At 68.9% G+C, this 22,768-nt stretch carries 21 protein-coding genes and 1 pseudogene; 9 read left to right on the top strand and 13 right to left on the bottom strand.

The window, feature by feature from the left end:
- Window positions 1-80 precede the first annotated feature (80 nt).
- From ACFWMR_RS15210 to ACFWMR_RS15200, 3 genes are all read right to left on the bottom strand, one after another.
- On the bottom strand, window positions 81-257 hold the full coding sequence (locus tag ACFWMR_RS15210) for an SDR family oxidoreductase (protein WP_378378785.1): 177 nt from the start codon (window positions 255-257) through the stop codon (window positions 81-83).
- A 155-nt stretch (window positions 258-412) separates the two neighbouring features.
- Window positions 413-1,567 carry an acyl-CoA dehydrogenase family protein gene (locus ACFWMR_RS15205; RefSeq protein ID WP_378378784.1) on the bottom strand — a complete coding sequence of 385 codons (1,155 nt, stop codon included), beginning with the start codon at window positions 1,565-1,567 and terminating at the stop codon, window positions 413-415.
- A 43-nt stretch (window positions 1,568-1,610) separates the two neighbouring features.
- A complete protein-coding gene (locus ACFWMR_RS15200; protein ID WP_378378783.1) occupies window positions 1,611-2,951 on the bottom strand; it encodes an MFS transporter in 1,341 nt (446 codons plus the stop codon).
- 422 nt (window positions 2,952-3,373) lie between these two features.
- Between ACFWMR_RS15200 and ACFWMR_RS15195 the strand changes: the two genes are divergently transcribed.
- Together ACFWMR_RS15195 and ACFWMR_RS15190 are read left to right on the top strand one after the other, a co-directional pair.
- Window positions 3,374-4,294: a hypothetical protein gene (locus ACFWMR_RS15195; protein ID WP_378378782.1), complete on the top strand. Its 921-nt coding sequence runs from the start codon at window positions 3,374-3,376 to the stop codon at window positions 4,292-4,294.
- Window positions 4,295-4,410: 116 nt separating this feature from the next.
- The gene (locus tag ACFWMR_RS15190; protein ID WP_378378781.1) at window positions 4,411-4,968 is read left to right on the top strand and encodes an HAD family acid phosphatase; all 558 of its coding nucleotides are present in this window, start codon (window positions 4,411-4,413) and stop codon (window positions 4,966-4,968) included.
- Here the strand turns inward: ACFWMR_RS15190 and ACFWMR_RS15185 are convergent.
- Together ACFWMR_RS15185 and ACFWMR_RS15180 are read right to left on the bottom strand one after the other, a co-directional pair.
- Window positions 4,934-5,590 carry a YdcF family protein gene (locus tag ACFWMR_RS15185; RefSeq protein WP_378378780.1) on the bottom strand — a complete coding sequence of 219 codons (657 nt, stop codon included), beginning with the start codon at window positions 5,588-5,590 and terminating at the stop codon, window positions 4,934-4,936. The genes ACFWMR_RS15190 and ACFWMR_RS15185 overlap by 35 nt on opposite strands.
- An 80-nt stretch (window positions 5,591-5,670) precedes the next feature.
- A complete protein-coding gene (locus ACFWMR_RS15180; RefSeq protein WP_093933394.1) occupies window positions 5,671-6,057 on the bottom strand; it encodes a VOC family protein in 387 nt (128 codons plus the stop codon).
- Between the two features lie 106 nt (window positions 6,058-6,163).
- Here ACFWMR_RS15180 and ACFWMR_RS15175 point away from each other — a divergent pair, with 106 nt between their 5' ends.
- The 3 genes and pseudogenes from ACFWMR_RS15175 (at window position 6,164) to ACFWMR_RS15165 (ending at window position 9,028) form a co-directional block, all read left to right on the top strand.
- Window positions 6,164-7,141 (top strand): FG-GAP repeat domain-containing protein, encoded by a 978-nt coding sequence (locus ACFWMR_RS15175; protein ID WP_093933395.1) that lies wholly within the window; start codon window positions 6,164-6,166, stop codon window positions 7,139-7,141.
- 215 nt (window positions 7,142-7,356) lie between these two features.
- Window positions 7,357-8,267, top strand: a pseudogene (locus ACFWMR_RS15170) (ABC transporter ATP-binding protein).
- Window positions 8,264-9,028 carry an ABC transporter permease gene (locus ACFWMR_RS15165; protein ID WP_378378779.1) on the top strand — a complete coding sequence of 255 codons (765 nt, stop codon included), beginning with the start codon at window positions 8,264-8,266 and terminating at the stop codon, window positions 9,026-9,028. The pseudogene ACFWMR_RS15170 and the gene ACFWMR_RS15165 overlap by 4 nt, the downstream one beginning before the upstream one ends.
- Before the next feature lie 9 nt (window positions 9,029-9,037).
- Here the strand turns inward: ACFWMR_RS15165 and ACFWMR_RS15160 are convergent, their stop codons facing one another.
- From ACFWMR_RS15160 to ACFWMR_RS15150, 3 genes are all read right to left on the bottom strand, one after another.
- Window positions 9,038-10,540, bottom strand: coding sequence for a SulP family inorganic anion transporter (locus tag ACFWMR_RS15160; RefSeq protein WP_378378778.1), 1,503 nt, complete (start codon window positions 10,538-10,540; stop codon window positions 9,038-9,040).
- 208 nt (window positions 10,541-10,748) lie between these two features.
- Entirely contained in the window at window positions 10,749-12,128 is a 1,380-nt protein-coding gene (locus ACFWMR_RS15155) for an amino acid permease (RefSeq protein WP_093939044.1), read from the bottom strand.
- A gap of 163 nt (window positions 12,129-12,291) precedes the next feature.
- Window positions 12,292-13,197 carry a LysR family transcriptional regulator gene (locus tag ACFWMR_RS15150; protein ID WP_378378799.1) on the bottom strand — a complete coding sequence of 302 codons (906 nt, stop codon included), beginning with the start codon at window positions 13,195-13,197 and terminating at the stop codon, window positions 12,292-12,294.
- Window positions 13,198-13,269: 72 nt separating this feature from the next.
- Between ACFWMR_RS15150 and ACFWMR_RS15145 the strand changes: the two genes are divergently transcribed.
- Entirely contained in the window at window positions 13,270-14,265 is a 996-nt protein-coding gene (locus ACFWMR_RS15145; RefSeq protein WP_378378777.1) for a YeiH family protein, read from the top strand.
- A 2-nt stretch (window positions 14,266-14,267) separates the two neighbouring features.
- Here ACFWMR_RS15145 and ACFWMR_RS15140 read toward each other — a convergent pair whose 3' ends face one another.
- The 3 genes from ACFWMR_RS15140 to xsc form a co-directional block, all read right to left on the bottom strand.
- On the bottom strand, window positions 14,268-15,254 hold the full coding sequence (locus ACFWMR_RS15140; protein WP_378378776.1) for a phosphotransacetylase: 987 nt from the start codon (window positions 15,252-15,254) through the stop codon (window positions 14,268-14,270).
- Window positions 15,255-15,324: 70 nt separating this feature from the next.
- Window positions 15,325-16,689: an aspartate aminotransferase family protein gene (locus ACFWMR_RS15135; RefSeq protein WP_378277880.1), complete on the bottom strand. Its 1,365-nt coding sequence runs from the start codon at window positions 16,687-16,689 to the stop codon at window positions 15,325-15,327.
- A 208-nt stretch (window positions 16,690-16,897) separates the two neighbouring features.
- Window positions 16,898-18,706 carry a sulfoacetaldehyde acetyltransferase gene (gene xsc, locus ACFWMR_RS15130; protein WP_378378775.1) on the bottom strand — a complete coding sequence of 603 codons (1,809 nt, stop codon included), beginning with the start codon at window positions 18,704-18,706 and terminating at the stop codon, window positions 16,898-16,900.
- Between the two features lie 144 nt (window positions 18,707-18,850).
- Here xsc and ACFWMR_RS15125 point away from each other — a divergent pair, with 144 nt between their 5' ends.
- From ACFWMR_RS15125 to ACFWMR_RS15115, 3 genes are read left to right on the top strand one after another with little or no spacing between them, the layout of a single operon-like run.
- The gene (locus tag ACFWMR_RS15125; protein ID WP_378378774.1) at window positions 18,851-19,651 is read left to right on the top strand and encodes an IclR family transcriptional regulator; all 801 of its coding nucleotides are present in this window, start codon (window positions 18,851-18,853) and stop codon (window positions 19,649-19,651) included.
- 9 nt (window positions 19,652-19,660) lie between these two features.
- Entirely contained in the window at window positions 19,661-20,593 is a 933-nt protein-coding gene (locus ACFWMR_RS15120; RefSeq protein WP_378378773.1) for an AAA family ATPase, read from the top strand.
- Entirely contained in the window at window positions 20,590-22,278 is a 1,689-nt protein-coding gene (locus tag ACFWMR_RS15115) for a cobaltochelatase CobT-related protein (RefSeq protein WP_378378772.1), read from the top strand. The genes ACFWMR_RS15120 and ACFWMR_RS15115 overlap by 4 nt, the downstream gene beginning before the upstream one ends.
- Here ACFWMR_RS15115 and ACFWMR_RS15110 read toward each other — a convergent pair.
- Both ACFWMR_RS15110 and ACFWMR_RS15105 read right to left on the bottom strand, forming a co-directional pair.
- Complete coding sequence (locus tag ACFWMR_RS15110; protein ID WP_378378771.1) at window positions 22,261-22,467, bottom strand: antitoxin; 207 nt, start codon at window positions 22,465-22,467, stop codon at window positions 22,261-22,263. The genes ACFWMR_RS15115 and ACFWMR_RS15110 overlap by 18 nt on opposite strands.
- 117 nt (window positions 22,468-22,584) lie before the next feature.
- Window positions 22,585-22,764, bottom strand: a complete 180-nt coding sequence (locus ACFWMR_RS15105; protein WP_378378770.1) for a hypothetical protein — start codon at window positions 22,762-22,764, stop codon at window positions 22,585-22,587.
- Window positions 22,765-22,768 lie beyond the last annotated feature (4 nt).

The raw sequence follows: 22,768 nt of genomic DNA, 5'->3' as shown, positions 1-22,768 counted from the left end.
CACTCACTTGCGAGAGCAAGGGTATTTCCCGATTTCGGCCGCCACTAGCGTTGAACGACGCACGGCGTGTACGTCGGCGATCAGGCCAGGCGACCGCCGTCGACCGACAACGCGATCCCGGTGACGAACGAGGCGGCGTCCGAGCAGAGCCACACCGCCGCCGCGGCGGCTTCCTCCGCCGTCGTCAGCCTTCCGAGCGGTGTGATCGCCTCCTGTCTCGCGATGATGTCGGTGCCCGCCGGACCGCGCCGAGCCAAGGCACGCGGTCTGGCAGTTCACCCGTTCCCGGTTCCCAATGTCGCAGGTGAGACGCTCAGCGACACAAATGCGACATTGGGAACATCCCGCCGGACCGCGACACCCGAGGTCGGCGTGCGGGCGAGCGACAGAACACGCCACGTTCGCCCGCCGGTCAGAACAGCGGCAAACCGGGCTCCAGCCCCAGCCGGACGCGTCCCGAACCGCCGAAGAACTCCGGAGCCTGGTTGACATGTTGCAGCGCGACCATCCCGTCGCGGTACAGCCGTTCGAGAGCGTTGCCCCGGTAGAGCGAGGTGGAGCTGCCCAACCGGTACATCGCGACCAGAGCATCCCTGCCGACGGCGGCAGCGTGGGCCATCGCCGAATGCAGATCGGCGTGCAGGGCGACGGTGGTCCGCTCGCCGCGTTCGGCGGTCTCGTCGATCCGCCTGGCCACGTCGAACAGGAACAGGCGCGCGGCGCGGACCGCGGCCTCGTGGCGGGCCAGCGTTTCCTGGACATGCGGCTGTTCGGCGAGCAGGCCGCCGAACGGGGTCGTCTTGCCGGGTGCGAGCGCGACCAGTTCCTCGATGGCCTCCTCGACCGCGCCGAGCGCGACGGCGGTGCAGCCGCCGAAGACCAGCAGGATGGGGTTGAGCCGGTAGGTGGGCCGGTCCAGCCGCAGCGGTTCGTCGATGTTCGCGGTCAACTCGGCCGGGACGAACGCGTCCTCGATCACCACCCGATGGCTGCCGGTGGCGCGCATGCCGCTGACGTCCCAGGTGTGCTCGATCTTCAACTGCTCCTGGCCGACGTGGAACAGGCGCACGTCCGGTTTGCCCGTCGCGGGCTGCCCGCCGTCCATCACGACGCCGAGCGGGACGAACCACTCGGCCGCCTCGATCCCGCTGACGATGCTCCACTGTCCGGAAAGCCGGTATCCGCCGTCCACCACGACGGCCTTGCCCGGCTGGCCCGCGTTCGCCAGCACCGGTTCCCGGCCACCGGCCCAGACCTTCGCCGCGCCGGCCTCGCCGAGCATCGCCGCGGTGAAACCGAAGTTGGCGTTCCACACGACCCAGGCGACGGAGGTGTCGATCCGGCCCAGCCGCTCGTAAACGGTCAGCGCGGTGGTGAGCGACACCTCCAGTCCGCCGTACTCGGCGGGGGTGAACAGGCTGAAGGCGCCGGCGTCGCGGAGTTCGGCGATCAGGTGACCGGGCAGACGGCCGAGTTCGTCGGCTTCGTCCCGCGCGGACTCGATCGCGCCCCGCAGCAGGTTCGGCAGGGCCAGCGCCCGGGCGTCCCCGGAAATGGTGTCGGACATGAGCCCAGGCTGCCAAAGCGATGTATACAACCGATTTACACGGCTAAACCCGCTCGGCGTCGAAGTCCGCGCCCCTGGTTTCGGCGCTGAAGAACAAGGCCACGAGGGTGACCGCGATGGTGACGACGAGGTACAGCACGACGGCGGTGGTCCCGTGGTTCTCGACGAGCCAGACGGCGATGAAGGGAGCCGGCGCGCCCGCGATGATCGACGAACCCTGGAAGACCAGGGAAGCTCCGGCGAAGCGGCGATGAGTCGGGAAGAGTTCCGCGATCCAAGCCGCCTCGGGACCGGCGAGGAGACCGTGCAACGCCGCGCCGACGCCCACGCCGATGTAGAGCAGGGGCAGGCTCTCCGACTGGACCATGAGGAAGAACAACGGCGCCCACAGCGCCAGGCCCGCGGCCGGGACCAGCATCGCGATCCGCCGTCCGACCACGTCGGACCAGTGTCCACCAGTCAGCATCCCCGCGAACTGCAGCAACGATCCGAAGGTCACCGCGAGGAGGACGTCGGATTTGGTGTACCCGAACGAAGTCGTGGCGTAAGCCACCACGAAAACGGTGTACACGTAGAACGCGACGTTCTCGCCCAGCCGTACGCCGAGGCCACGCAGGACCGGCCCCGGGTGAGCGAGGGTCTCCAGGATGCTCGACCGCGCCTGCTCGGCCGCGACGGCGCGCGAACGCGCCTGCTGGAACACGGGTGATTCGTCGATGCGGCGGCGGATCCAGAAGCCGACGACCAGCAGCGGAACGGCGAGCAGGAATCCGATGCGCCAGCCCCACTGCGTGAACTGCCCGCCGGACAGCACGAGGGTCAGCACGCTCACCACCCCGGTCGCCAGCACGGTGCCGAGCGGGGCCCCCGCCTGCGGCCAGGCGGCCCAGAACCCCCGGCGGCGAGGGCTCCCGTACTCGCTCACCATCAGCACGGCCGCCCCGAACTCGCCACCGAGCGCGAAGCCCTGGACCAGGCGCAAGACGACCAGCGAGATCGTCGCTCCGATACCCGCCTGCGCGTACGTGGGCAGCAGCCCGATGGCCGAAGTGGACAGGCCGAGCAGCAGGAACGTCACGACCAGCATGGGTTTGCGGCCGACGCGGTCACCGAGATGCCCGAAGACGATGCCGCCGATCGGGCGCGCGACGAACCCGAGCCCCTGGGTGGCGAGAGCCAGCAGCAACTGGGCGACGGCGTTTCCGCCCGGGAAGAACAGTGGCCCGAGCACGGTCGCGGCGAGGATGCCGTAGAGCGCGAAGTCGTACCACTCCAGCACGGCACCGGCGGTGCTGCCCGCCAGCACCCGCCGGAACGCCGAACGGCTCACCGCGGGCCCGGATTTCACGACATTCGCCTCGTCCGGGGTGGGCAGGTCGGACATTCTCACTCCTCCTCGGACCGACGGGTGACCAGTCGCACGATAACCGGACACCAGTGACCAGATATCGGACGCCGTGAACATAGCCCTCTTGCCGCGGAGACCGCAATCGGCATGGGCACGCCGCCTTCCCGAGGTCTGTTCCGAGGGCTAGTCGAACCGGGAGGTGGCGTCCACGGGAGTCAAGGTTCCGCGTCTGGTGGGATTGTCCGTGCCCGCTGGGGCGCATCGGCTCGTGGTCGCGGCCAGCCCCGGGAGCCACTACCCCGTCCGCTGGCTCAGGAAGAAGCCGCGGACCCGGCCGAAGCCCTCATCGGGGCACCGGCCGCGGCGTGGTTGATCAACCGCGCACGACGCTGTCAACCCGGCGAAGGGCGGTGGTGTGGTGGCGGCTTTCGCCGCACACTGTCGCGGCGAGGTGAGCCATGACCCCAGCCGACGAGTTCGCCGAGGCACTGCGGACCGGCCCGTTCTGCCGTGCGTTGTCGATGGCGGTGCAGACCCGCCGCCTCAGCCTCCGGCAGTTGCGTTACCGGCTCCATGCCCGGGGTGCCTCGGTGAGCACGATGACGCTGAGCCATTGGCAGAACGGCCGAAGCGTGCCGGAGCGGGAGGAATCGCTTCGGGCCGTGGAAATCCTGGAAGAGGTGCTCGCGCTGGAAGCCGGCTCCCTGCGCCGGCTGCTCGGCTCTCCCCGCCCGCGCGGTCGCGGCGTGCGTTCCGCCGTACCGTTCCAACGCCTGCATCGGGCGTGGGGGCATCCGGCCTTCCTGCCGCCGCTGCTCGAAGAGTTCCAGGACAGCCTGATGAATCCGGTCCGCAAGCTCGATCTGCGCGAAACGTTCCATGTGCGACCGGATCGGCGCGCCGGCCGGATCGTGGTCCGGGAACTCGTCGAGGCCCGGAAGGACGGGACGAACACGATGATTCTCGCCGCCAGAAGCAAACCGGGCGTTCCGCCGCCACTGGTGGTGGAAGGCGACCGTTGCCGTCCGGGCACGGTGCTCACGCTCGACGAAGAGGGCTTCTCGCTGACGGAACTGGTGCTGGACAAGACCTTGCGACGCGGCGAACGGCTCGCCATCGGCTTCGTCCAGGAATACCCACGCCCGATCGTCGCCGAGCATCACCATCGCAGGATCGCGGAATCCGTGGCTCATTACCACGGTCAGGTCGTCTTCACCCGTGACGCGGAGCCGGTCGTGTGCCGGACTTGGCGGACCCGCACGCCCGAAAACCGGACCAGCGGGTGGATCGCCGTACGCCCCGACGCGAGCCACACCGTCCACGTGTCGCGGCGGAACGCGGCCCCCGGGGTTCACGGTCTCCAGTGGAGCTGGGAATAGCGTTTCTCTGTTTACGGATTCTTCCGCCGAAGGTTTCCCGCGCAGAGACGTCCGGTTAGGTTCGAGGCGCACAGTTCCTTGTGCGAAAGGCCTACCGCGAGGAAAGAAGGTCCACAGTGAACAGCAGGACTGCACGTGCTCTGGCCGTCGCCGCCCTCGCCGGAGCGATGCTCGGCGTCGCGGCGCCGTCGGCTTCCGCGAGCTCGGTGCCGAGTTACCGGACCTGGCTGTCCGACGTGCACACGGCCATGCAGGGCGGCACTAGCTACCTCGACCAGCGGATCGCCAAGGGCGGCACGAAACTGGCGGTCGTCACCGACATCGACAACACCGCGCTCGAGACCTACTACCACCCCGGCGAGCCGACCGCGGACGTGCTCGCTTTCATCAAGCACGCCAAGGAAAAGGGCGTCTCGGTGCTGGTGGCCAGCTACCGCAGCAGCGCGAGCAGCGCCAAAGAGGCGCTCGTCGACGCCGGCTACCCGGTGGACCGCGTCTGCGTCCGGAAGAGCTCGGAGTCCCACGCGACCGACACGAAACAGCGCTGCCGCAAGGAATACGCCGCCGCCGGGTACACGATCATCGCCAACGTCGGGAACCGTCCCGGTGACTTCACCGGTGGCAACTACGAGAAGGGCTTCAAGCTGCCCGATTACAACGAGCAGCTCTCCTAGCGCTCAGGCGGGAACGAGCCCGGCCTGTCGTTGACAGGCCGGGCTCGCCTGCGAGGCGGCGGAGCGTCCACAGTCCATACAGAGCCAAAAGCGGTTTGGCGAACAGCCACTCTCCGGGACGGTAGTCTTCCGCGGGCACGAGCCTTTCGGCGAGATCAGGGCGCTGCCGGCGCAAGTACGCACGGGCTTTGAGCGCGTGAGCCGGCTGGGAGGCGATCTTGACGCGGTCGACGCTTTCCAGCAGGGGAATCACGTTCGTGACGTTCTCCCACGTCGATCTGCTTTGCTCTTCGAGAACGACTATGCCGTCGAACCCGAGCGCGGACTTCGCGTAGTCGGCCATCAACCGGGCCTCGGACTCGCCGCCGCTGGTCGAGCCGCCGCTGAAGATCACGAACGTGTCCCGCCAGTTCCCGGTGGCGACCGAGCGAAGGCCCGCCCGGACTCGCCAGCGATTGACGAAGTTCGCCGTCGCCTGGGGGTTCCGGTACCCCAGCACGACAACCGCCTCGGAGCCGCCCTGGCCTTCCCTCACGAGAGTGCGGGACCAACGCCGGTTCAACCATTCTCCCCAGCCGAGGGCCATCGCCCCGGCGATCGCCCATCCGGTCCGCCGCCTCATGGGACGACCCTAGAGCACCCGCGACCGCGGAGCGGTCGGGATGGTTGCCCTGGTGCCGATCGCCGTGGGGAACGCGCCCCTCAGGAGTCCCCGGATCCGTACGGGCGGGTGAGGATCTCCAGTACGTGACCGTCGGGATCGTCGAAGTAGACCCCTCGGCCGCCGTCGTTGGTGTTGATCTCGCCGGGCCGGTAGTGCCTCGGCCCCGCCCAGTACGGCAGCCCTCCTTCGCGGATCCGCCCGAAGATCGTGTCGAACTCGTCCTCCTCGACCAGGAACGCGTAATGCTGCCTGGAGAACTCCCCTTCGTCGTGCATGACATCGAGCGAGACCCCGTTGTCGGTCTGGACCACCAGGAACGGGCCGAATTCGGCGGGTTCGGGCAGTCCGAGGACCGAGACCAGGAAGTCCGCCGTCGCGGCCCGGTCGGTGGCGTGGATGATCGTGTGATTCAGCTGCACTGTCATGAAAAAACCCTAAAATCTCAAGTTAGCTGGAGGTCAACCCGCGCCTTGGTAACGTTTCCCGGCTTCTCACGACTTGAGTAGTGCAAGCCGACACGAAGGGGACGTGATGCGTGCTTTGGTGATGGCCGGTGTGGCCGGACTGCTCACCCTGACCCTCGCTCCGCCGGCGGCGGCCTCCGGCGTACCGGAACAGTGGTCCGCCGGACCGTTCACGGCGCAGGTCGCGGTCATGGCGGGCGACGTCGACGGCGATGGCAAGGACGACCTGGTCAGCTACAACACCTATCTGTACGGATGCTACGTGATGCGGTCGAACGGCACCGCCTTCCAGCCACAGCAGAACTGGGGTGCCGGCAACTTCCTGAGCAGCGGCTTCAACGGCAACGCCAACTTCGTCGGCGACATGGACAACGACGGCCGCGCCGACGCCATCGCCGTCCGGCGGCCCACGCCCTCGACACCGCAAGGCATCTTCGTGGCGAGGTCGATCACCGACTACTACGGCGTGGAACGCTTCGGGACGCCCACACAGTGGCTGAACAACTACATCGCCGGCGATTTCGGGAACCTGGCCGCGGATCTGGACGGCGACGGGGACACCGACATCATCGGCCTGTTCGACGTGGCCACCCTGGCCGCGAGATCGGACGGCACCAAGACGCTGCCCCTGGTCGCGTGGGCGCCGCCCATCCGTGGCGGGAAGGCGACCCTGGCGGCGGACGCGACCGGTGACGGCAAGGCCGACTTCATCCTCGTCGACCAGGGCGGCACGCGGGTCGTGGCAGGCAACGCGAACCGCTGGTTCGACACCCCGGTGTCGTGGTCGACGACGCCGTTCTACGGCACCAAGAAAACCCTCACCGCGGACATCGACGCCGACGGAGACGCGGACCTCATCGCCGTCAACGACACCGACGTGCAGGTGATGCGCTCCACCGGTTCGAGCTACTCCGCACCGGAAACGTGGTACGCGGGCTCCTTCTCCGGCACGAAGGAGACCCTCACGGCCGACGTCGACGGAGACGGCGACGCGGACCTCGTCGCGGTGAACGCCAACGACGTCTGGGTCCTGCGCTCGCAGTAGTTCCCAGGCACCGCCGTGAAAGCCACTTTCGGGACGTCAGATGTCCTGAAAGTGGCTTTCGCGACGTGCGAGCCCTGTGTCAGGCATCGGCTCGGGCTCATCCTCAGAGCTGACGACCGCACCGCGACGCCGGGGCGAGTAGGACCGTGGGCGCACCGGCGATTTGAACCTTCGGTCTGATTCGCCGAGCACGATGACGCGACAGCATTTCCGTCATGATCGAGCTCAGGGAACTGACCAAACGCTACGGCCCGACGGTCGCCGTGGACAACCTGTCCTTCCAGGTCGCGCCCGGCTGCGTGACCGGGTTCCTCGGCCCCAACGGCGCGGGCAAATCGACCACCTTGCGGGCCGTTCTCGGCCTGGACACCCCGACCTCCGGTGACGCGTTGATCAACGGGCGGCGCTACGCGGCCATCGATCGCCCCTTGCACCAGGTGGGCGCGCTGCTGGACGCCTCCGCCGTCCACGGCGGACGCGTCGCCTTCGACCACCTGTACTGCCTGGCCCGCAGCAACGGCATCGGCAAGGCACGCGTGCGCGCGGTGCTGGACCGGGTCGGCCTCGCCAATGTGGCCGACAAGCGGATCGGCGGCTTCTCCCTCGGCATGAAACAACGGCTCGGGATCGCGGCGGCCCTGCTCGGCGACCCCGGCGTCTTCCTGTTCGACGAACCGGTCAACGGGCTCGATCCGGAAGGCATCCGCTGGATCCGCGACCTCATGCACTCCCTGGCGGCCGAAGGCAGGACCGTCCTCGTCTCCAGCCACCTCATGAGCGAAATGGAACTCACCGCCGACCACATCGTGGTCATCGGGCGAGGCAGGCTGATCGCGGAGGCCTCGATCGCCGAACTCGCGGAGCGGTTCCGGCGCGACGTGCTGGTGCGCACGCCGAACGATGCCGAGCTGACCCGCCTGCTGCGGTCGGCGGGCGCGACCGTCACCCGGCAGCCCGACGGAAGCCTTGCCGCACAAGGCCTCGCGCCGTGAGCATCGGCGACATCGCCGTACGGCACCGGATCGCCGTGCACGAGCTCACGCCGCGCAGCGACTCCCTCGAAGACGCCTATCTCAAACTCACCGACGACAGCATCGAGTACCGCGCGGGAAGGACGACCTCGTGATCGACGTCATCGCTTCGGAGACCATCAAGGCGAGATCGGTCCGCTCGACTCGCGCCCTGCTCGCTTTCTCGGCCGCGGCCGTTCTCGTCGGCGGCCTGATGGCCCTCGTCTCCGCCGGGGCCTGGGACGCGGCCACCCCGGACGAACGCTCCCATTTCGGAGGCCTCGGTGACGGCGCCTCCGTCCTCACCGTCGTGCAGCTGTGCCTGATGACGTTCGGCATCCTGACCGCCACTTCCGAGTACTCCACCGGAATGATCCGCACCAGCCTCGTCGCCGTCCCCGTGCGGCGGAAACTCGTGCTGGCCAAGGGCCTGCTCGTCGCGGCGATCACCCTGGTCGCGGGTGAGGTGATCGCGGTCGCGACGTTCTTCGCGAGCAGGCTGCTGATCGGCGACCGGCCGATCGGGTCGCTGACGTCGGTGGCCATCGGGCTGCCGGTGGTACTGGCCGAGGGCCTGCTCATGATGGTCGTCGCCCTGATCGCGTTCGGCCTCGCTACGTTGATCAAGTCCACCGCCGGAACCCTGGTCACCATGGCGGTGCTGCTCTTCGCCCTCCCGATGGTGCCGCGGATGCTGCTGCCCGCGCCCTGGGGCTGGCGGATCGCCTCGGTCCTGCCCTCGGAACTGGCGGGCCAGCTCAGCGGGGCGGCGACGGAAACGTCTCTCTCGCCGCTGGGAGCGCTCATCGCGATGGCGGTGTGGGTGACGGTGGCGATCTGGGCCGGACTCGCCGCCATCACCAAGCGAGACGCTTGATCGAGCCCGTCAGTGGCCACCGACGAGTTCGCCGGACAGCTTCCCGTGGATCCGGGCGCTGTGCTTGTCCAGGCCGACGATGTCGACGGTCTTGCCCCGCGACCCGTACTTGGCGGTGATCGCGTCGAGCGCGGCGACGGTGGAGGCGTCCCAGATGTGGGCGTCGGTCAGATCGATGACGACCTGGGCCGGGTCGTTCGCGTAGTCGAACCGGTGGACCAAATCGTTGCTGGAGGCGAAGAACAGTTCGCCCGTGACGGCGTAGACGACCTGGGTGCCGTCCGGGTCGAGAGCCGCGGTGACGTCGACCAGGCGCGCGACCCGGCGGGCGAAGATCACCATCGCGACGATCGAACCGACCACCACGCCGATGGCGAGGTTGTCGGTGGCCACGACGACTCCCACGGTGACGACCATGACGATGATCTCCCCCGCGGGCATCCGCTTGAGCGTGGCCGGGGCGACGCTGTGCCAGTCGAACGTCCCGAACGCGACCAGGACCATCACCGCCACCAGGGCGGCCATCGGGATCCGCGAGACCAGCGGGCCGAAGACGATGCACAGGATCATCAGGAACGTCCCGGCCAGGAAGGTCGAGAGTCGGGTCCGGGCGCCGGAGGTCTTCACGTTGATCATGGTCTGCCCGATCATCGCGCAACCGCCCATCCCGCCGAAGAAGCCGGTGACGACGTTGGCCACACCTTGGCCGATCGCCTCGCGGGTCTTGTTGGAGCGGGTGTCGGTGATGTCGTCGACCAGCTTCGCGGTCATCAGCGACTCCATCAGCCCGACCAGCGCGAACGCGAGCGCATAGGGCGCGAGCAGGCCGAGGGTGGCGAAGGTGAAGGGCACGTCCGGCACCCCCGGCGTCGGCAGCGAGGAGGGCAGCGCGCCCTTGTCACCGACCGTCGGGATCGCGATGCCCGCGGCGATCGTCAGCGCCGTCAAGGCCACGATGGACACCAGCGGCGCGGGAATCACCCTGGTGAGCTTGGGGAACAGCACCATCACCACGAGTCCGGCCGCGAACAGCGGGTACACCGGCCACGGCACGTCGATCAGCTCCGGCACCTGCGCCAGGAAGATCAGGATGGCCAGCGCGTTGACGAAGCCGACCATCACGCTGCGCGGCACGAACCTCATCAGCTTGGCCACTCCCAGCGACCCGAGCACGATCTGGAACAGACCACCCAGGACGACCGTGGCGACGAGGTACCCGAAGCCGTGTTCCCTGGCCAGCGGCGCGACGACCAGCGCGATCGCCCCGGTCGCGGCGGAGATCATCGCCGGCCGTCCACCGACGATCGAGATCACCACCGCCATGGTGAACGAGGCGAACAGCCCGACGCTCGGGTCGACACCGGCGATGACGGAGAAGGAGATCGCCTCCGGGATCAACGCGAGCGCGACCACCAGACCGGCGAGGATCTCGGTGCGCGCCACCTTCGGCGACAACCACGACGGGCGTGTGCCGCGCAGCCGCGCCGACACCTGAGTCACGAGACTCGACACAGACGGACAACCTGACTTTCTCGGGCGCCGCGAGACGCGGAACGACCTCACGCGATGGGCCGGTGGGCATGATCGTCACCACCGTCGACGACGCTCACCTTACGTCAGAGGCGAGACCGGCCGGCCCACGACGTCGCCCGGCTCGGGCCCGTCGGGAACAGCGACCCTGACGAACGGCGCGGCGCACCGTCCATCAGGGATCGCCGGGTCACTCCCGGAGCGCCGCGGGGGCCGCGCCCCGCTCGGGTTCGACGGGGGCGGGCTCGGCAGGCACCCCGGCCACCGGCTTGCCGCGACGCCTGCGGAACTCGAATCCGACGAGGATCAGCGCGAGCGTCACGGCGCTGAGCCAGAACTGCGAACGGGTCGACGGCAGCAGCGCCATCGCCAGGATCACCCCGGCCATCAGCGCGATGGTCGCGTAGCTCAGCCACGGGAACAGCCACATCTTGAGCGTGAGCTTGTCCGGGTCCTCCCGCTCCAGCCTGCGTCGGAGCCGCACCTGCGCGAGCGCGATCGAGAGGTACACGAACAACGCGACCGCGCCGTAGGAGTTGACCAGGAACTGGAAGATCAGGTTCGGCGAGGTGTAGGCGGCGATGACGGACACGTACCCGATGACCGTCCCAGCCAGTATCGCGCGCCTCGGCACACCGCTGCGGGAAAGCCGGGTGAACGCCTTCGGCGCGTCGCCGTTGCTGGTGAGCGCGAACAGCATCCGCGACGAGGTGTACAGGGCCGAGTTCAGGCAGGACAGCACCGCGGTCAGGACGATCGCGTTCATGATCGTGGCGACGGCCGGGATGCCGAGCACCTCCAGCACGGCCGCGTACGGGCTGACCGCGGTCGCCGGATCGTCCCAGGACTTGATCGCGACGACGAGGAACACCGAACCGACGTAGAACAGCACGACCCGGAGGATGATCGACCGCATGGCCTTCGCGACCGCCTTCTGCGGCTCCGCGGACTCGGCGGCGGCGATGGTGACGATCTCCGCGCCGGTGTAGAAACCGATGCACGGGACCACCGCCGCGAGCACCGCGCCGATCCCGAGTGGCGCGAAGCCGCCGTGGGAGACCAGATTCGTCACACCGCCGTGGGCGCCAGGCCAGAAACCGAACAGGTACAAGGCGCCGACGACCAGGAAGACGACGATCGCGACGACCTTGATCGAGGAGAACCAGTACTCGAACTCGCCGTAGGAGCGGGCCGAGACCATGTTGGTGCCGGTGAGGATCAGGAGCAGGCCGAGACTGAGCACCCACAGTGGCACGTCCGGTACCCACAGCTGAAGGATCCGGCCGCCCGCGACCGCTTCGACCGCCACGACGATGACGAAGAAGTACCAGTACATCCAGCCGACGGCGAAGCCCGCGCGGTTGCCGAGCGCTTCCCTCGCGTAGACGTAGAACGACCCGAGCGCGGGTTTGGCGATCGTCATCTCGGCGAGCATGCGCATGATGAGCACGGTGATCAGGCCCGCGATGAGGAACGAGACCACCGCGGCCGGACCGGCCGACTGGATGACCACGCCACTGCCGACGAACAGTCCGGCTCCGATGACGCCGCCGAGGGCGATCAAGTTCATATGTCGCTGCTTGAGCCCTGGTTTCAGGCCGCTGCTCTGTGCCGGGTCGGACGCTGAAGTCACGTCTCCTCCTTCTCGCACGCACCGCCGGAGCGGTGGCGCTGGGAGCTCCATTGTGGTTCCGGTCACCGTAGGAACAAGTCGGGCCGTGGGCGAGTGCCAGTTACGATGTGGGAAAGGGGTCCAGATCCCGGCGCACCGCCAGAGCGAGCAGTTCCGCCGCGGGACCGGCGAGGCGCCGTCCTTCCGGCCACACCGCGCGCAAGGTCCGGCCGAAGTCGACGCCCTCCACCGCGACGGGCACCAGTCCGGGGTCCGCGACGTCCAGCGCGCTGATTACCGCAGGGCCGGCGCCCGCGATGACGGCGTTGCGGACGGCGGACGCGGAACCCAGCTCCAGCAACGGTTTCACCGGCCCGACCCCGGCCTCGCGCAAGGTGTTGTCGACGGTTTCCCTGGTTCCGGAACCGGGTTCCCGCACGATGAGCGGCGTGCTCGCCAGCTCCGCCGGGGTCAGCGGACGGCTTACGCGCGCCCAGGGATGGGCGCCGGGGACGACGACCACGAGATGGTCCACGGCGACCTTCAGCGACGTGAGCCCGGGCAGCGCGCCGGGTGACTCGACGAAACCGAGGTCGACCTTGCCTTCTCGGGCGAGTTCGGCGACCTGATCGGAGTTCGTGACTTCGAGGCCGAGGCGGAGGCCGGGATTCGTGCGGTTGAGCTCGCCGATCCACACCGGGACCAGGTGCTCGGCCGGTGTCATGCTCGCCGCGACCCGGAGTCCGGCCTGGTGCCGGGCCCGCAAGGCCTCCGCGCCGTCGAGCAGTCCGCCGAGTTCGTCGAGCACACGCCGCGCCCAGCCCGCGATCACGCGGCCGTCGGGGGTGAGCACGGAGCCGCGGCGGGTCCGGTCGATCAGCACAAGGCCAAGCCTGCGTTCCACAGTGGACAGTCGCTTGCTCGCCGACGGCTGCGTCGTCCTGAGGACGGCGGCGGCCTGGCCGATGCTGCCCAGTTCGCCGACGAGCACGAGCAGGCGCAAGGCGTCCAGCTCCGGCGCTGTCATAGCCAAGGTGCATGACCTACCCGTCGCTCTTCCGGCTACCGGCACGGTTCTCTCCGGACGACGCTCGTCGGCATGGGCACCATCACCGCGCGGCGAACGAAGCCGCACCTGACCGGTCTGGCCGTCACCGCCCTCGGTGTGGCCGTCGCGTACCTGCTGAGCACCGCGGTTCCCGTACTCAGCGCGCTCACCCTCGCCGTCGTACTCGGAGTGCTCGCCGGTTCGCTGCCGGTGCTCTCGGACGGCACCCGGCAGGCGATCGCGAAGGTGACGAAGAAGCTCCTGCGGGCCGGGGTCGTCCTTCTCGGCTTGCAACTCGCGCTCCCGTCCGTGCTCTCCCTCGGGCCCGGCACCCTGCTCGCGGTCGTGCTGACCGTCGGCCTCACGTTCCTCGGCACGATCGGCCTCGGCAGGCTCATCGGTGTTCCGCGCGGGCTCGCGATGCTCGTCGCGACCGGGTTCTCCATCTGCGGCGCGTCGGCGATCGCGGCGATGGAAGGGGTCGTCGAACGGGAGGACTCCGACGTCGCGACCGCGGTCGCCCTGGTCACCTTCTACGGCGGCCTGGCGATCGCGGCGGTCCCGCTCCTCGGCGGCTGGCTGGGGATGGACGCGCTGCGGATCGGCGGCTGGGCCGGGCTGGGAGTGCACGAGGTCGCCCAGGTGGTCGCGGCCGCCACCCCGGCCGGGACCGCCGCCGTCGCGGCCGCCGTGGTGGTGAAGCTGAGCCGGGTCGTCCTGCTGGCGCCGATGGTCGCCGCGGTCAGCGTGCGCGAACGCCGTCGCCGTCCGTCCGCGGGCGGGAAGCGCGCCCCGCTGGTCCCCTTGTTCGTCCTCGGGTTCCTGGCGATGGTGGTGCTGCGGAGCACCGGGATCCTGCCGGGCGTGGCGCTCGACGTCGCCAAGGTGGTGTGCACGCTCCTGCTGGCGGGAGCGCTGTTCGGGCTGGGCTGCGCGGTCCGGATCGGCTCGCTGATCCGGACCGGTGGCCGGGCGCTGCTGCTCGGCCTGCTCTCCACCCTGCTGGTCGGCACCATCGCCTACGTCGCGCTGGCCCTCCTCGGCTAGCTTCACGGAACGTCCAGGGCTTGAGCGGCGGTCAGGAGGGCGAGCGTCTCGATGTCGGAGGCCGAGCAGCCGCGGGAGAGGTCGTTGAGCGGGGCCGCGAGCCCCTGGAGGATCGGGCCGAGCGCGACGGCGCCCCCGAGCCGTTCGGCGATCTTGTAGCCGATGTTGCCGGCGTCCAGATTCGGGAACACGAGGACGTTCGCGCGGCCGGCGACAGCGGAGCCGGGCGCCTTCGCCGCCGCGATGGACGCCACCAGCGCGGCGTCGAACTGGAGCTCACCGTCCACCGGAAGGCCGGGTTTCCGCCGTCGCACCAGTGAAGTCGCCTCACGGACGACCTCCACGCGCTGATGGTCGGCACTGCCCTGCGTGCTGAACGACAGCATCGCGACCACCGGCTCGTCCCCCGTCAGCCCGCGATGGGTCGCGGCGGCGGCGAGGGCGATGTCGGCCAGCTGCGCGGCGCCCGGCTCGGGAACCACGGCGCAGTCCGAAAAGGTCAGCCGCCGTCCGTCCGGGAGCAGCAACAGGAAGCAACTGCTCAAAGTGGACACTCCCGGCGCCAGGCCGACCACCCGCAACCCCGCGCGCAGAACGTCCGCGGTCGGCCGGGTCGCCCCGGCGACACAGGCGTCCACCCGGCCCGCCCGCAGGGCCGCGGCCGCGACGAACACCGGATCGCGCCGGGCCTCGGCGAGCTTTTCCGGACGACTCGCGAATCCCGCCGCCAGCGCGGCCGCCGTCCCCTCGTCGGCGAGGGCGTCCGCGACGTCCACGATCACGTCGGCCGGCACTCCGGCGGCGCGAAGCCTGCCCTCGTCACCGAACAGCGAGGGCCGCACGACCCCTTCGGCCCGGAGCGCGAGGGCGGCGCGGACTGCGCGGTCGTCGTCGCCGTCCGCCAACGCGACGCGGAGATTCCGCCCGCGCAACACTTTCCGCCATCTGTCGAGTGTCACGTCCGGCGTGGCCTCGGTGGTCAGGCTCATCGAAGTACCTCCGCAAACGAAGCGGGGGCCGCCGGAAGACGGCGACCCCCACCGGGTGAACTGGGCTGGTTCAGGGCTGGACGGCCTTCTCGACGTCGTTGAGCATCGCGTCGACGCCGTGGAGCAGTTCGGTGAGCACCTCGCGATCGGCGACCAGCGGCGGGGAGATCATCAGCATCGTCGCGCCGCGGTCGTCGCCGCGGAGGATGACGCCCGTGCGGCGGAACGCCTCCGGGAGCACCTCGCGGAGCACCTTCAGCGACTCCGCCTCGGTCAGCTCCCGGCCGCTGTCGCTGTCGGCCATCAGCTCGATGGCGTAGAAGAACCCGGTGCCGCGGACGTCCTTGACGCAGCGGTGCGCGGACTTGAGCGAGTTCAGCGCGGCGAACAGTTCCGGGCCCTCGGCGAGCACGTTGTCGAGCACCCTCTCGTCCCGCATCGCGGTGAGGTTGGCGACGGCGACCGCGGTGGCGACCGGATGCCCGCCCCAGGTGGCGCCGTGGGTGAAGACGCCGCCCTTCGGGGAGTCGTACAGCTCGGTGACCAGCTTCTCGCGCACGATCACCCCGCCGAGCGGCGCGTACCCCGACGTCGATCCCTTGGCGAAGGTGACCAGGTCCGGCACCACCCCGGTGACACCGTGCCCGAACCAGTGCCCCAGCCTGCCGAACGAGCAGATGACCTCGTCCGACACGAGCAGGATGCCGTACTTGTCGCACAGCGCGCGCAAAGCGGGCCAGTACCCCTTCGGCGGGACCAGCGCGCCGCGGCCGTTCTGTACCGGCTCGGCGAACAGCGCCGCGATGGTCTCGGGCCCTTCTTCGAGGATGACCCGTTCGATCGCGGTGACACAGTCCAATTCGGCCGCCGGGCCGCAATCGCCCAGCAGTCCCAAGGTGTTCGGCACGTGCCGGACGCCGGGCATGAGCGGACCGAAAGGTTCCTTGATCTTCGCCAGCCCGGTCACCGAGAGGGCGCCGATGGTCGTGCCGTGGTAGGCCATGTCGCGGCTGATGATCTTCGTCCGCTCGGGCTGCCCTTGGCTGCGGTGGTACTGCCGGGCGAACTTCAGCGCGGTTTCGACCGCCTCCGAGCCGGAGTTGACGAAGAACGTCGTCCCGAGATCGCCCGGCGCGAGTCCGGCCAGCAGCGTGGCCGCTTCGATCGCGGGGGTGTGCGCCGAACCCCAGTTGCTCGCGTAGGCCAGGGTGCCGACCTGGTCGGCGGCGGCCTTGGCGATGTCGGCGCGCCCGTGGCCCATGTTGACGCAGAAGAGCCCGGCGAGGCCGTCGAGGTGGCGGCGTCCCTCGGTGTCGATCAGGTAGCTTCCCTCGCCGCGTACGAACACCGGGAAATCCGAGGCCCAGGTGTCCTTGCGGGTGAAGTGCGGGCCGAGATGCCGTCGAGCCTGCGCTCGCAGCTGGGTGACGTCCACGGAGACCTCCTTCGAGACACGAGTCTGTGCCTTGACTTTCGCAATCCGCGTGGCCCTGGCCCAGCGCCAGAGCGGCGGCGTTCGATGGGTCCAGTTGGTCGTGAGCGGCGGTGCCCTTTGAGAGGCCGAGTACGTGAAGGCCCCCTTCATTGCGCTAGACGCAGTGAAGGGGGCCTTCATGTACCGCAGGCGAGCGAAACGAAACGACTTACACGTAGTCCTTGTACTTCTCCAGGAACCGCACGGGCTTGGACAGCGCGTCGCGGCGGAACGGGTCGCCCAGCTCGCGGGTGCACATGATCTCGACGACGGTGGTCTTGCCCTCGTTCATCTGCGCCTCGACGGCGCGCCGCAGCGCGGGGCCGACCTCGTCGAGTTTCTCCACGACGACGCCCTCCGCGCCCATCGCCTTCGCGATCCCCGCAAAGCTCTCGCTTTCCAGCTCACCCGCGACGAACCGGCGGTTGTAGAAGTCGACCTGGTTCTTCTTCTCCGCGCCCCACTGCCGGTTGTGGAACACCACGGCGGTGACCGGGATGTCGTGGCGGACCGCGGTCATGATCTCGCCCATGCTCATCCCCCACGCGCCGTCACCGGCGTAGGAGATCGCGGGCCGGTCGGGCGCCGCGGCCTTGGCGCCGATGATGGTCGGCAGCGCGTACCCGCAGTTGCCGAAACTCATCGGAGCGAAGAAGCTGCGTGGTTCCTCGAAGCGCAGATAGCTGTTCGCGACCGAGTTGATGTTCCCGATGTCGGTCGACACCATCACCCGCGGCGGCATGGCCTTCTCCAGCTCCCGCAACACTTCCCGCGGGTGCAGCCAGTTGCCTTCCTCGGTCTCCTGCTCCGCGATCATGTCGAGGCTGAACGGGTCGTTCTCGTGGGTCCAGGCGTCGAGTTCGGCCTCCCACTCGTCCTTCTCCGCCTTGATCTTCGCCGCGCGGGCGTCCCTGGTGGAGTCACATGCCAGGGTCCGGTCCTGAAGCCGCCGGGTCAGCGCGACCGCCGCGTCCTTGGCGTCACCGCAGATGCCGACGGTGATCTTCTTGACCAGTCCGAGCATCTTGTGGTCCGCGTCGATCTGGATGATCTTCGCGTCCTTGGGCCAGTAGTCCATCCCGTGCTGCGGCAGCGTGCCGAACGGGCCGAGCCGCGAGCCGAGCGCGATCACGACGTCCGCCTGGGAGATCAGCTTCATCGCGGCCTTGGAACCCTGGTAGCCCAGCGGTCCGCACCACTGCGGGTGGCTCGCCGGGAACGAGTCGTTGTGCAGGTAGCTGTTCACCACCGGCGCGCCGAGGCGTTCGGCGAGCGCCTTGCACTCCTCGACGCCGTCGGCCATCACCACGCCGCCGCCGGAGATGATCACCGGGAACTCCGCCGTGGCCAGCAGGGCGGCGGCTTCGTCGAGGCTCCGCTCCCCGCCGGGACCGCGATCGAGCCTGGCGGGCTCCGGGATCTCGGCCTCGATCTCGCCGTAGAAGAAGTCACGCGGGATGTTGAGCTGCGTCGGGCCGAGTTCGGAGTGGGCCCGGTCGAAGCAGCGGCCGGTGTACTCGGCCATCCGCTTCGCGTTGTTGACGTGCCCCTGGTACTTGGTGAACTCCTGGAACATCGGCAGCTGGTTGGCCTCTTGGAAACCACCGAGGCCGGTGCCCATCGTGCCCGCCTCCGGGGTCACGATCACGACCGGGCTGTGCGCCCAGTAGGCGGCCGCGATCGCGGTCACGCAGTTGCTGATGCCGGGGCCGTTCTGGCCGATGACGACGCCGTGCCTGCCGCTCACCCGGGCGTAGCCGTCGGCCATGTGCCCGGCGCCCTGTTCGTGCACGACCGGTACCAGCCGGATGCCCGCCGGCGCGAAGATGTCCATCGCGTCCATGAACGCCGACCCCATGATGCCGAAGATGTCGGTGACGCCGTTGGCCACGAGCGTCTCGACGAAGGCCTCGGACGGGGTCATCTTCTTCCGGCCGCTGACGACCGCGCGGCCGTCACCCGTCTTCCGTTCCGTCATGTTCCGCTCCTTCGACAGGCGATATTTACAAAAAACGATACGTGGCGTTCCTGAAATCAGGATGCGGTCGACGATAGGACGGCTGACGCCCAGGGTCAACGCCGGATTCTGAAAATCGAGACGCCATGTGCTACTTTTCGGAACATGGAGCTGCTTCGCGAACCCGAGCCGATCAACGGGGACACGCCGACCATCCGGCTGTTCTCCCTGCTCGAGCTGATCGCCGCCAAGGATCAGCTGGTCTCCCTGCAGGGCCTCGTCGAAGAGACCGGCCTGCCGAAACCGACCCTGCACCGCATGCTCCAGCAGCTCGAAGGCGCGGGCCTGCTCGTCCGCCAGGCCGACGGCCGCCACTACGGCACCGGCCACCGGCTGCGGCAGCTCGCGGAGAACCTGCTCCTCAACGCGACCCACCACGGCGCCCGGCACGCCGTCCTGCGCCATCTCGTCGACGAACTCGGCGAGAGCTGCAACGTGACCACCTTGTCGGGCAACGAAATCGTGTACCTCGACCGCGTGGAGACCCCGGAACCGCTGCGGTTCTACCTCCGGCCCGGCTCACGCGTCCCGATCCACTGTTCGGCCAGCGGCAAGATGATCCTCGCGCAGATGAAGCCCGCGCAGCGGCAAAAACTGCTCGCGCACGCGCCGCTCAAGCAGTACACGAACAAGACCCTCACCGACCTCGACGCGCTCGAAGCCGAGTTCACCCGCATCCGCCGTGACGGATTCGCGCTCGACGACGAGGAGTTCCTGCCCGGCTTGGTCTGCGTCGCGGTCCTCGTCCCGGGTCGCGCCAACCTTTGCGTCGCCGTGCAGGCGCCGGTCATGCGGCTGACCCCGGACAAGGCGCTGCAAACGCTCCCGGCGCTCCAGCGCGCGGCCGAGGCGATCAGCCGCGTCGACGCCGAGGGCGGGTCCGAACCGGAAAGTGTTCCGTCGTAAGGAGTTCTCATGGTCCCCGAGCTTCGGCTCCCGGTGCGCGACGTCTTCGGCATCGATTCGGATCTGGTCGTCGGCGCGTTCCGTGAACGCGCCGAGCACGTCCCCGAGATCGACGAGGCGTACCGCTTCAACCCGGAAGTGACGCTGGCCCTGCTCGCCGGGTTCACCCGCGACCGCCGCGTCCTGGTGCAGGGTCTGCACGGCACCGGCAAATCCACCCACATCGAGCAGGTCGCCGCGCGGCTCAACTGGCCGTGCGTGCGCGTCAACCTGGACGGCCACCTCAATCGCCTCGACCTCGTCGGCCGCGACACCGTCGTATTGCGCGAGGGCAAGCAGGTCACCGAGTTCCAGGAGGGCATCCTCCCGTGGGCGCTGCAGCGGCCGGTCGCGCTGGTCCTCGACGAATACGACGCCGGCCGCCCGGACGTGATGTTCGTGCTCCAGCGGGTCCTCGAACGCGACGGCAAGTTCACCCTCACCGATCAGAACCGGGTCCTGTGCCCACATCCGTCCTTCCGGCTGTTCGCCACCGCCAACACGGTCGGGCTCGGCAACCTCAACGGGCTCTATCACGGCGCGCAGCGGCTGAACCACGCACAGATCGACCGCTGGAACATCGTGGCGTCGCTGAACTACCTGCCCGCAGCCGAAGAGATCGCGATCGTGCGAGCACGGGTGCCTAGTGTTCCCGAAGCGCTGGCGGCATCCCTGGTCGCGGTCGCCGCCTTGACCCGCAAGGGTTTCCAGGCAGGCGACCTGTCCACTTTGATGTCCCCGCGCACGGTGATCACCTGGGCGGAGAACATCGAGATCTTCGGCGATCCGGCGACGGCGTTCCAGCTGTCCTTCGTGAACAAGTGCGACGAAGCCGAGCGTGCCATCGTGGCGGAGTACTTCCAGCGGTGCTTCGACGACGAACTCCACTTGCTCTCGGCATGACCGCCGGACAGGCGGAAACCCGGCGCCGTCATCAGGTCGAGGAGTTGTGCGCGGCCGCGGTCCGGGCGCTCAGCGGCGATCCGGCCCTGCACTTCCGGGCGCGGCGGCTGCATCGGGGACGCGAGCCGTTGTCCTTACACGCGCCGCATCTGCGCCAGTCCGCCGATGACGATCTGTTGTCCTCACGCGGGATCGCGGACGGCATGGCGTTGCGCCTGACCGTCTCGGACGCCGCCCTGCACCGGCGCCTGCGCCCCGCCGATCCGGCCGAGCGCGGGATTTTCGAGCTGCTGGAACAGTTCCGTGTCGAGTCGCTCCCGCCCGCGGAACTGCCGGGGATGCGGCGGAACCTGCGCCTCCGGCACGTCCGCTGGTCGCTGGAGTTCCATCGGTCCGGGCTGACCGAGACCGCGCGCGGCCTGGCGCTGTACACGGTCGCGCAGATCTGCCGGTCGCGGATCACCGGCGAACCCGTGGTCGAGGAGACCGAGGACCTCATCGAGGCGACCAGGTTCGCGCTGGCGCCGTCGCTCGGTCACGACCTCGCCGGACTGCGGCGGCACCGGATGGACCAGGAGGCGTTCGCCGGCCACGCGCTGGGGATCGCCCGGACGGTGAGTGTCCTGCTCGCCGGGACCGAGCGGGACGCCGAGGACGACGGCGATCCCACCGACCCGCGGTTCAGCCTCGTGCTCGACTTCGACGCGAGCCTCGGCGAGCAGATCCCTTCCGCGACCGCCGGGACCAGCCGGACCTTGGGCGAATCCGGGGCGGCGTACCGGGTCTACACCACCGCGTACGACCGCGAACGACGTGCGTCGGACCTGGTGCGCCCCGGGCAGCTGACCGAACTCCGCGAACGGCTCGACAGGCGCGTCGGGAGGCAAGGTGTCAGCCCGGGACGGCTGGCTCGCGACCTCAAGGCGGTGCTCGCCGAGCCCGCGCGCGACGGCTGGGACGGCGGGCAGGAGGAAGGCCACCTCGACGGCCGCACCCTGGCGCAGCTGATCAGCTCCCCCACCGAACGACGGATCTTCCGCACCGAGCGGATCGAACCGGTGGCGGACACGCTCGTGACTTTCCTGCTCGACTGCTCGGGTTCGATGACCGCGCACGCGGAGCCCGTCGCCGCGCTGGTCGATATCTTCGCGCGCTCGCTCGAACTCGCCGGCGCGACCTGCGAAGTACTCGGCTTCACGACCGGCGCCTGGAACGGGGGCAGGCCCGGACGGGACTGGAGGCGAGCGGGACGGCCACGGCATCCCGGCAGGCTCAACGAGCGGCTCCACCTGGTGTTCAAGGACGCCGAAACTACCTGGCGCCGGGCACGCCCGGATCTCGCGGCCCTGCTGAAGGCCGATCTGTTCCGGGAAGGCGTCGACGGCGAGGCGGTGGCCTGGGCCTGCGACCGGATGCGCGCGCGAACGGAAGCGCGCCGGATCCTGCTCGTCCTCTCGGACGGCAGTCCCATGGACACCGCGACGAGCCTGGCGAACGATCCGCACTACCTGAACGAACATCTCCGGGAAACCTTGCGGCGTCAGGAAAGTACCGTCGAGATCCGCGGAGTCGGCGTCGGGCTCGACCTCAGCCCGTTCTACCGCCGCTCGCGGGTACTCGACACTTCGGTCACGTCGGGGTACGCCCCGTTCCGGGACGTCCTCGGGTTACTGACCCGGGGGTGAGTCCTGCTGCTGGTCGCCCTGCTGCTGGTTACCGGAGTCGCCGGAGTCGCCGAGGAAGCCCTTCGCCTTGTCGGCGGCCGTGTCGATCTTGTCGGAGTGCTCACCGAAGCGGGATTTCGCGAAATCGGCGGCCTTGTCGACGTGCTCCCCGCTCACTTTGTCCTTCATGCCTTCGAAGTCGATACCCATCAGAACTCCTCGTATTCACTGGCGCCGAAGATCGACGCGTATCTCCATCAAAGGCCATCGGCGCCGTACTGCAACCTGAGGCGGACGACTGGGTGAGTTTCCGCGATTTCACCTCATTTACCCTTTCCAGGTAAGGAAATCAGCCTCGACCACCGTGAAGGACCAGCCATCGAGGTAGCTCAGTCGGGTGGTCTTGCCGTCCGTTCGCCCGGCCACGATTGGCGCTTTTAGCTCTTTCGTGTTCGTATCCCTGGCGTCGGCCAATACGGAGACAGCCAAAAGGAGTTCGAACCTCATGCGC

The organism is Amycolatopsis thailandensis (assembly GCF_042723255.1).
In the GTDB taxonomy this organism is placed as follows: Bacteria; Actinomycetota; Actinomycetes; order Mycobacteriales; family Pseudonocardiaceae; genus Amycolatopsis; species Amycolatopsis thailandensis.
This window is presented reverse-complemented; position numbering and strand designations above follow the sequence as displayed.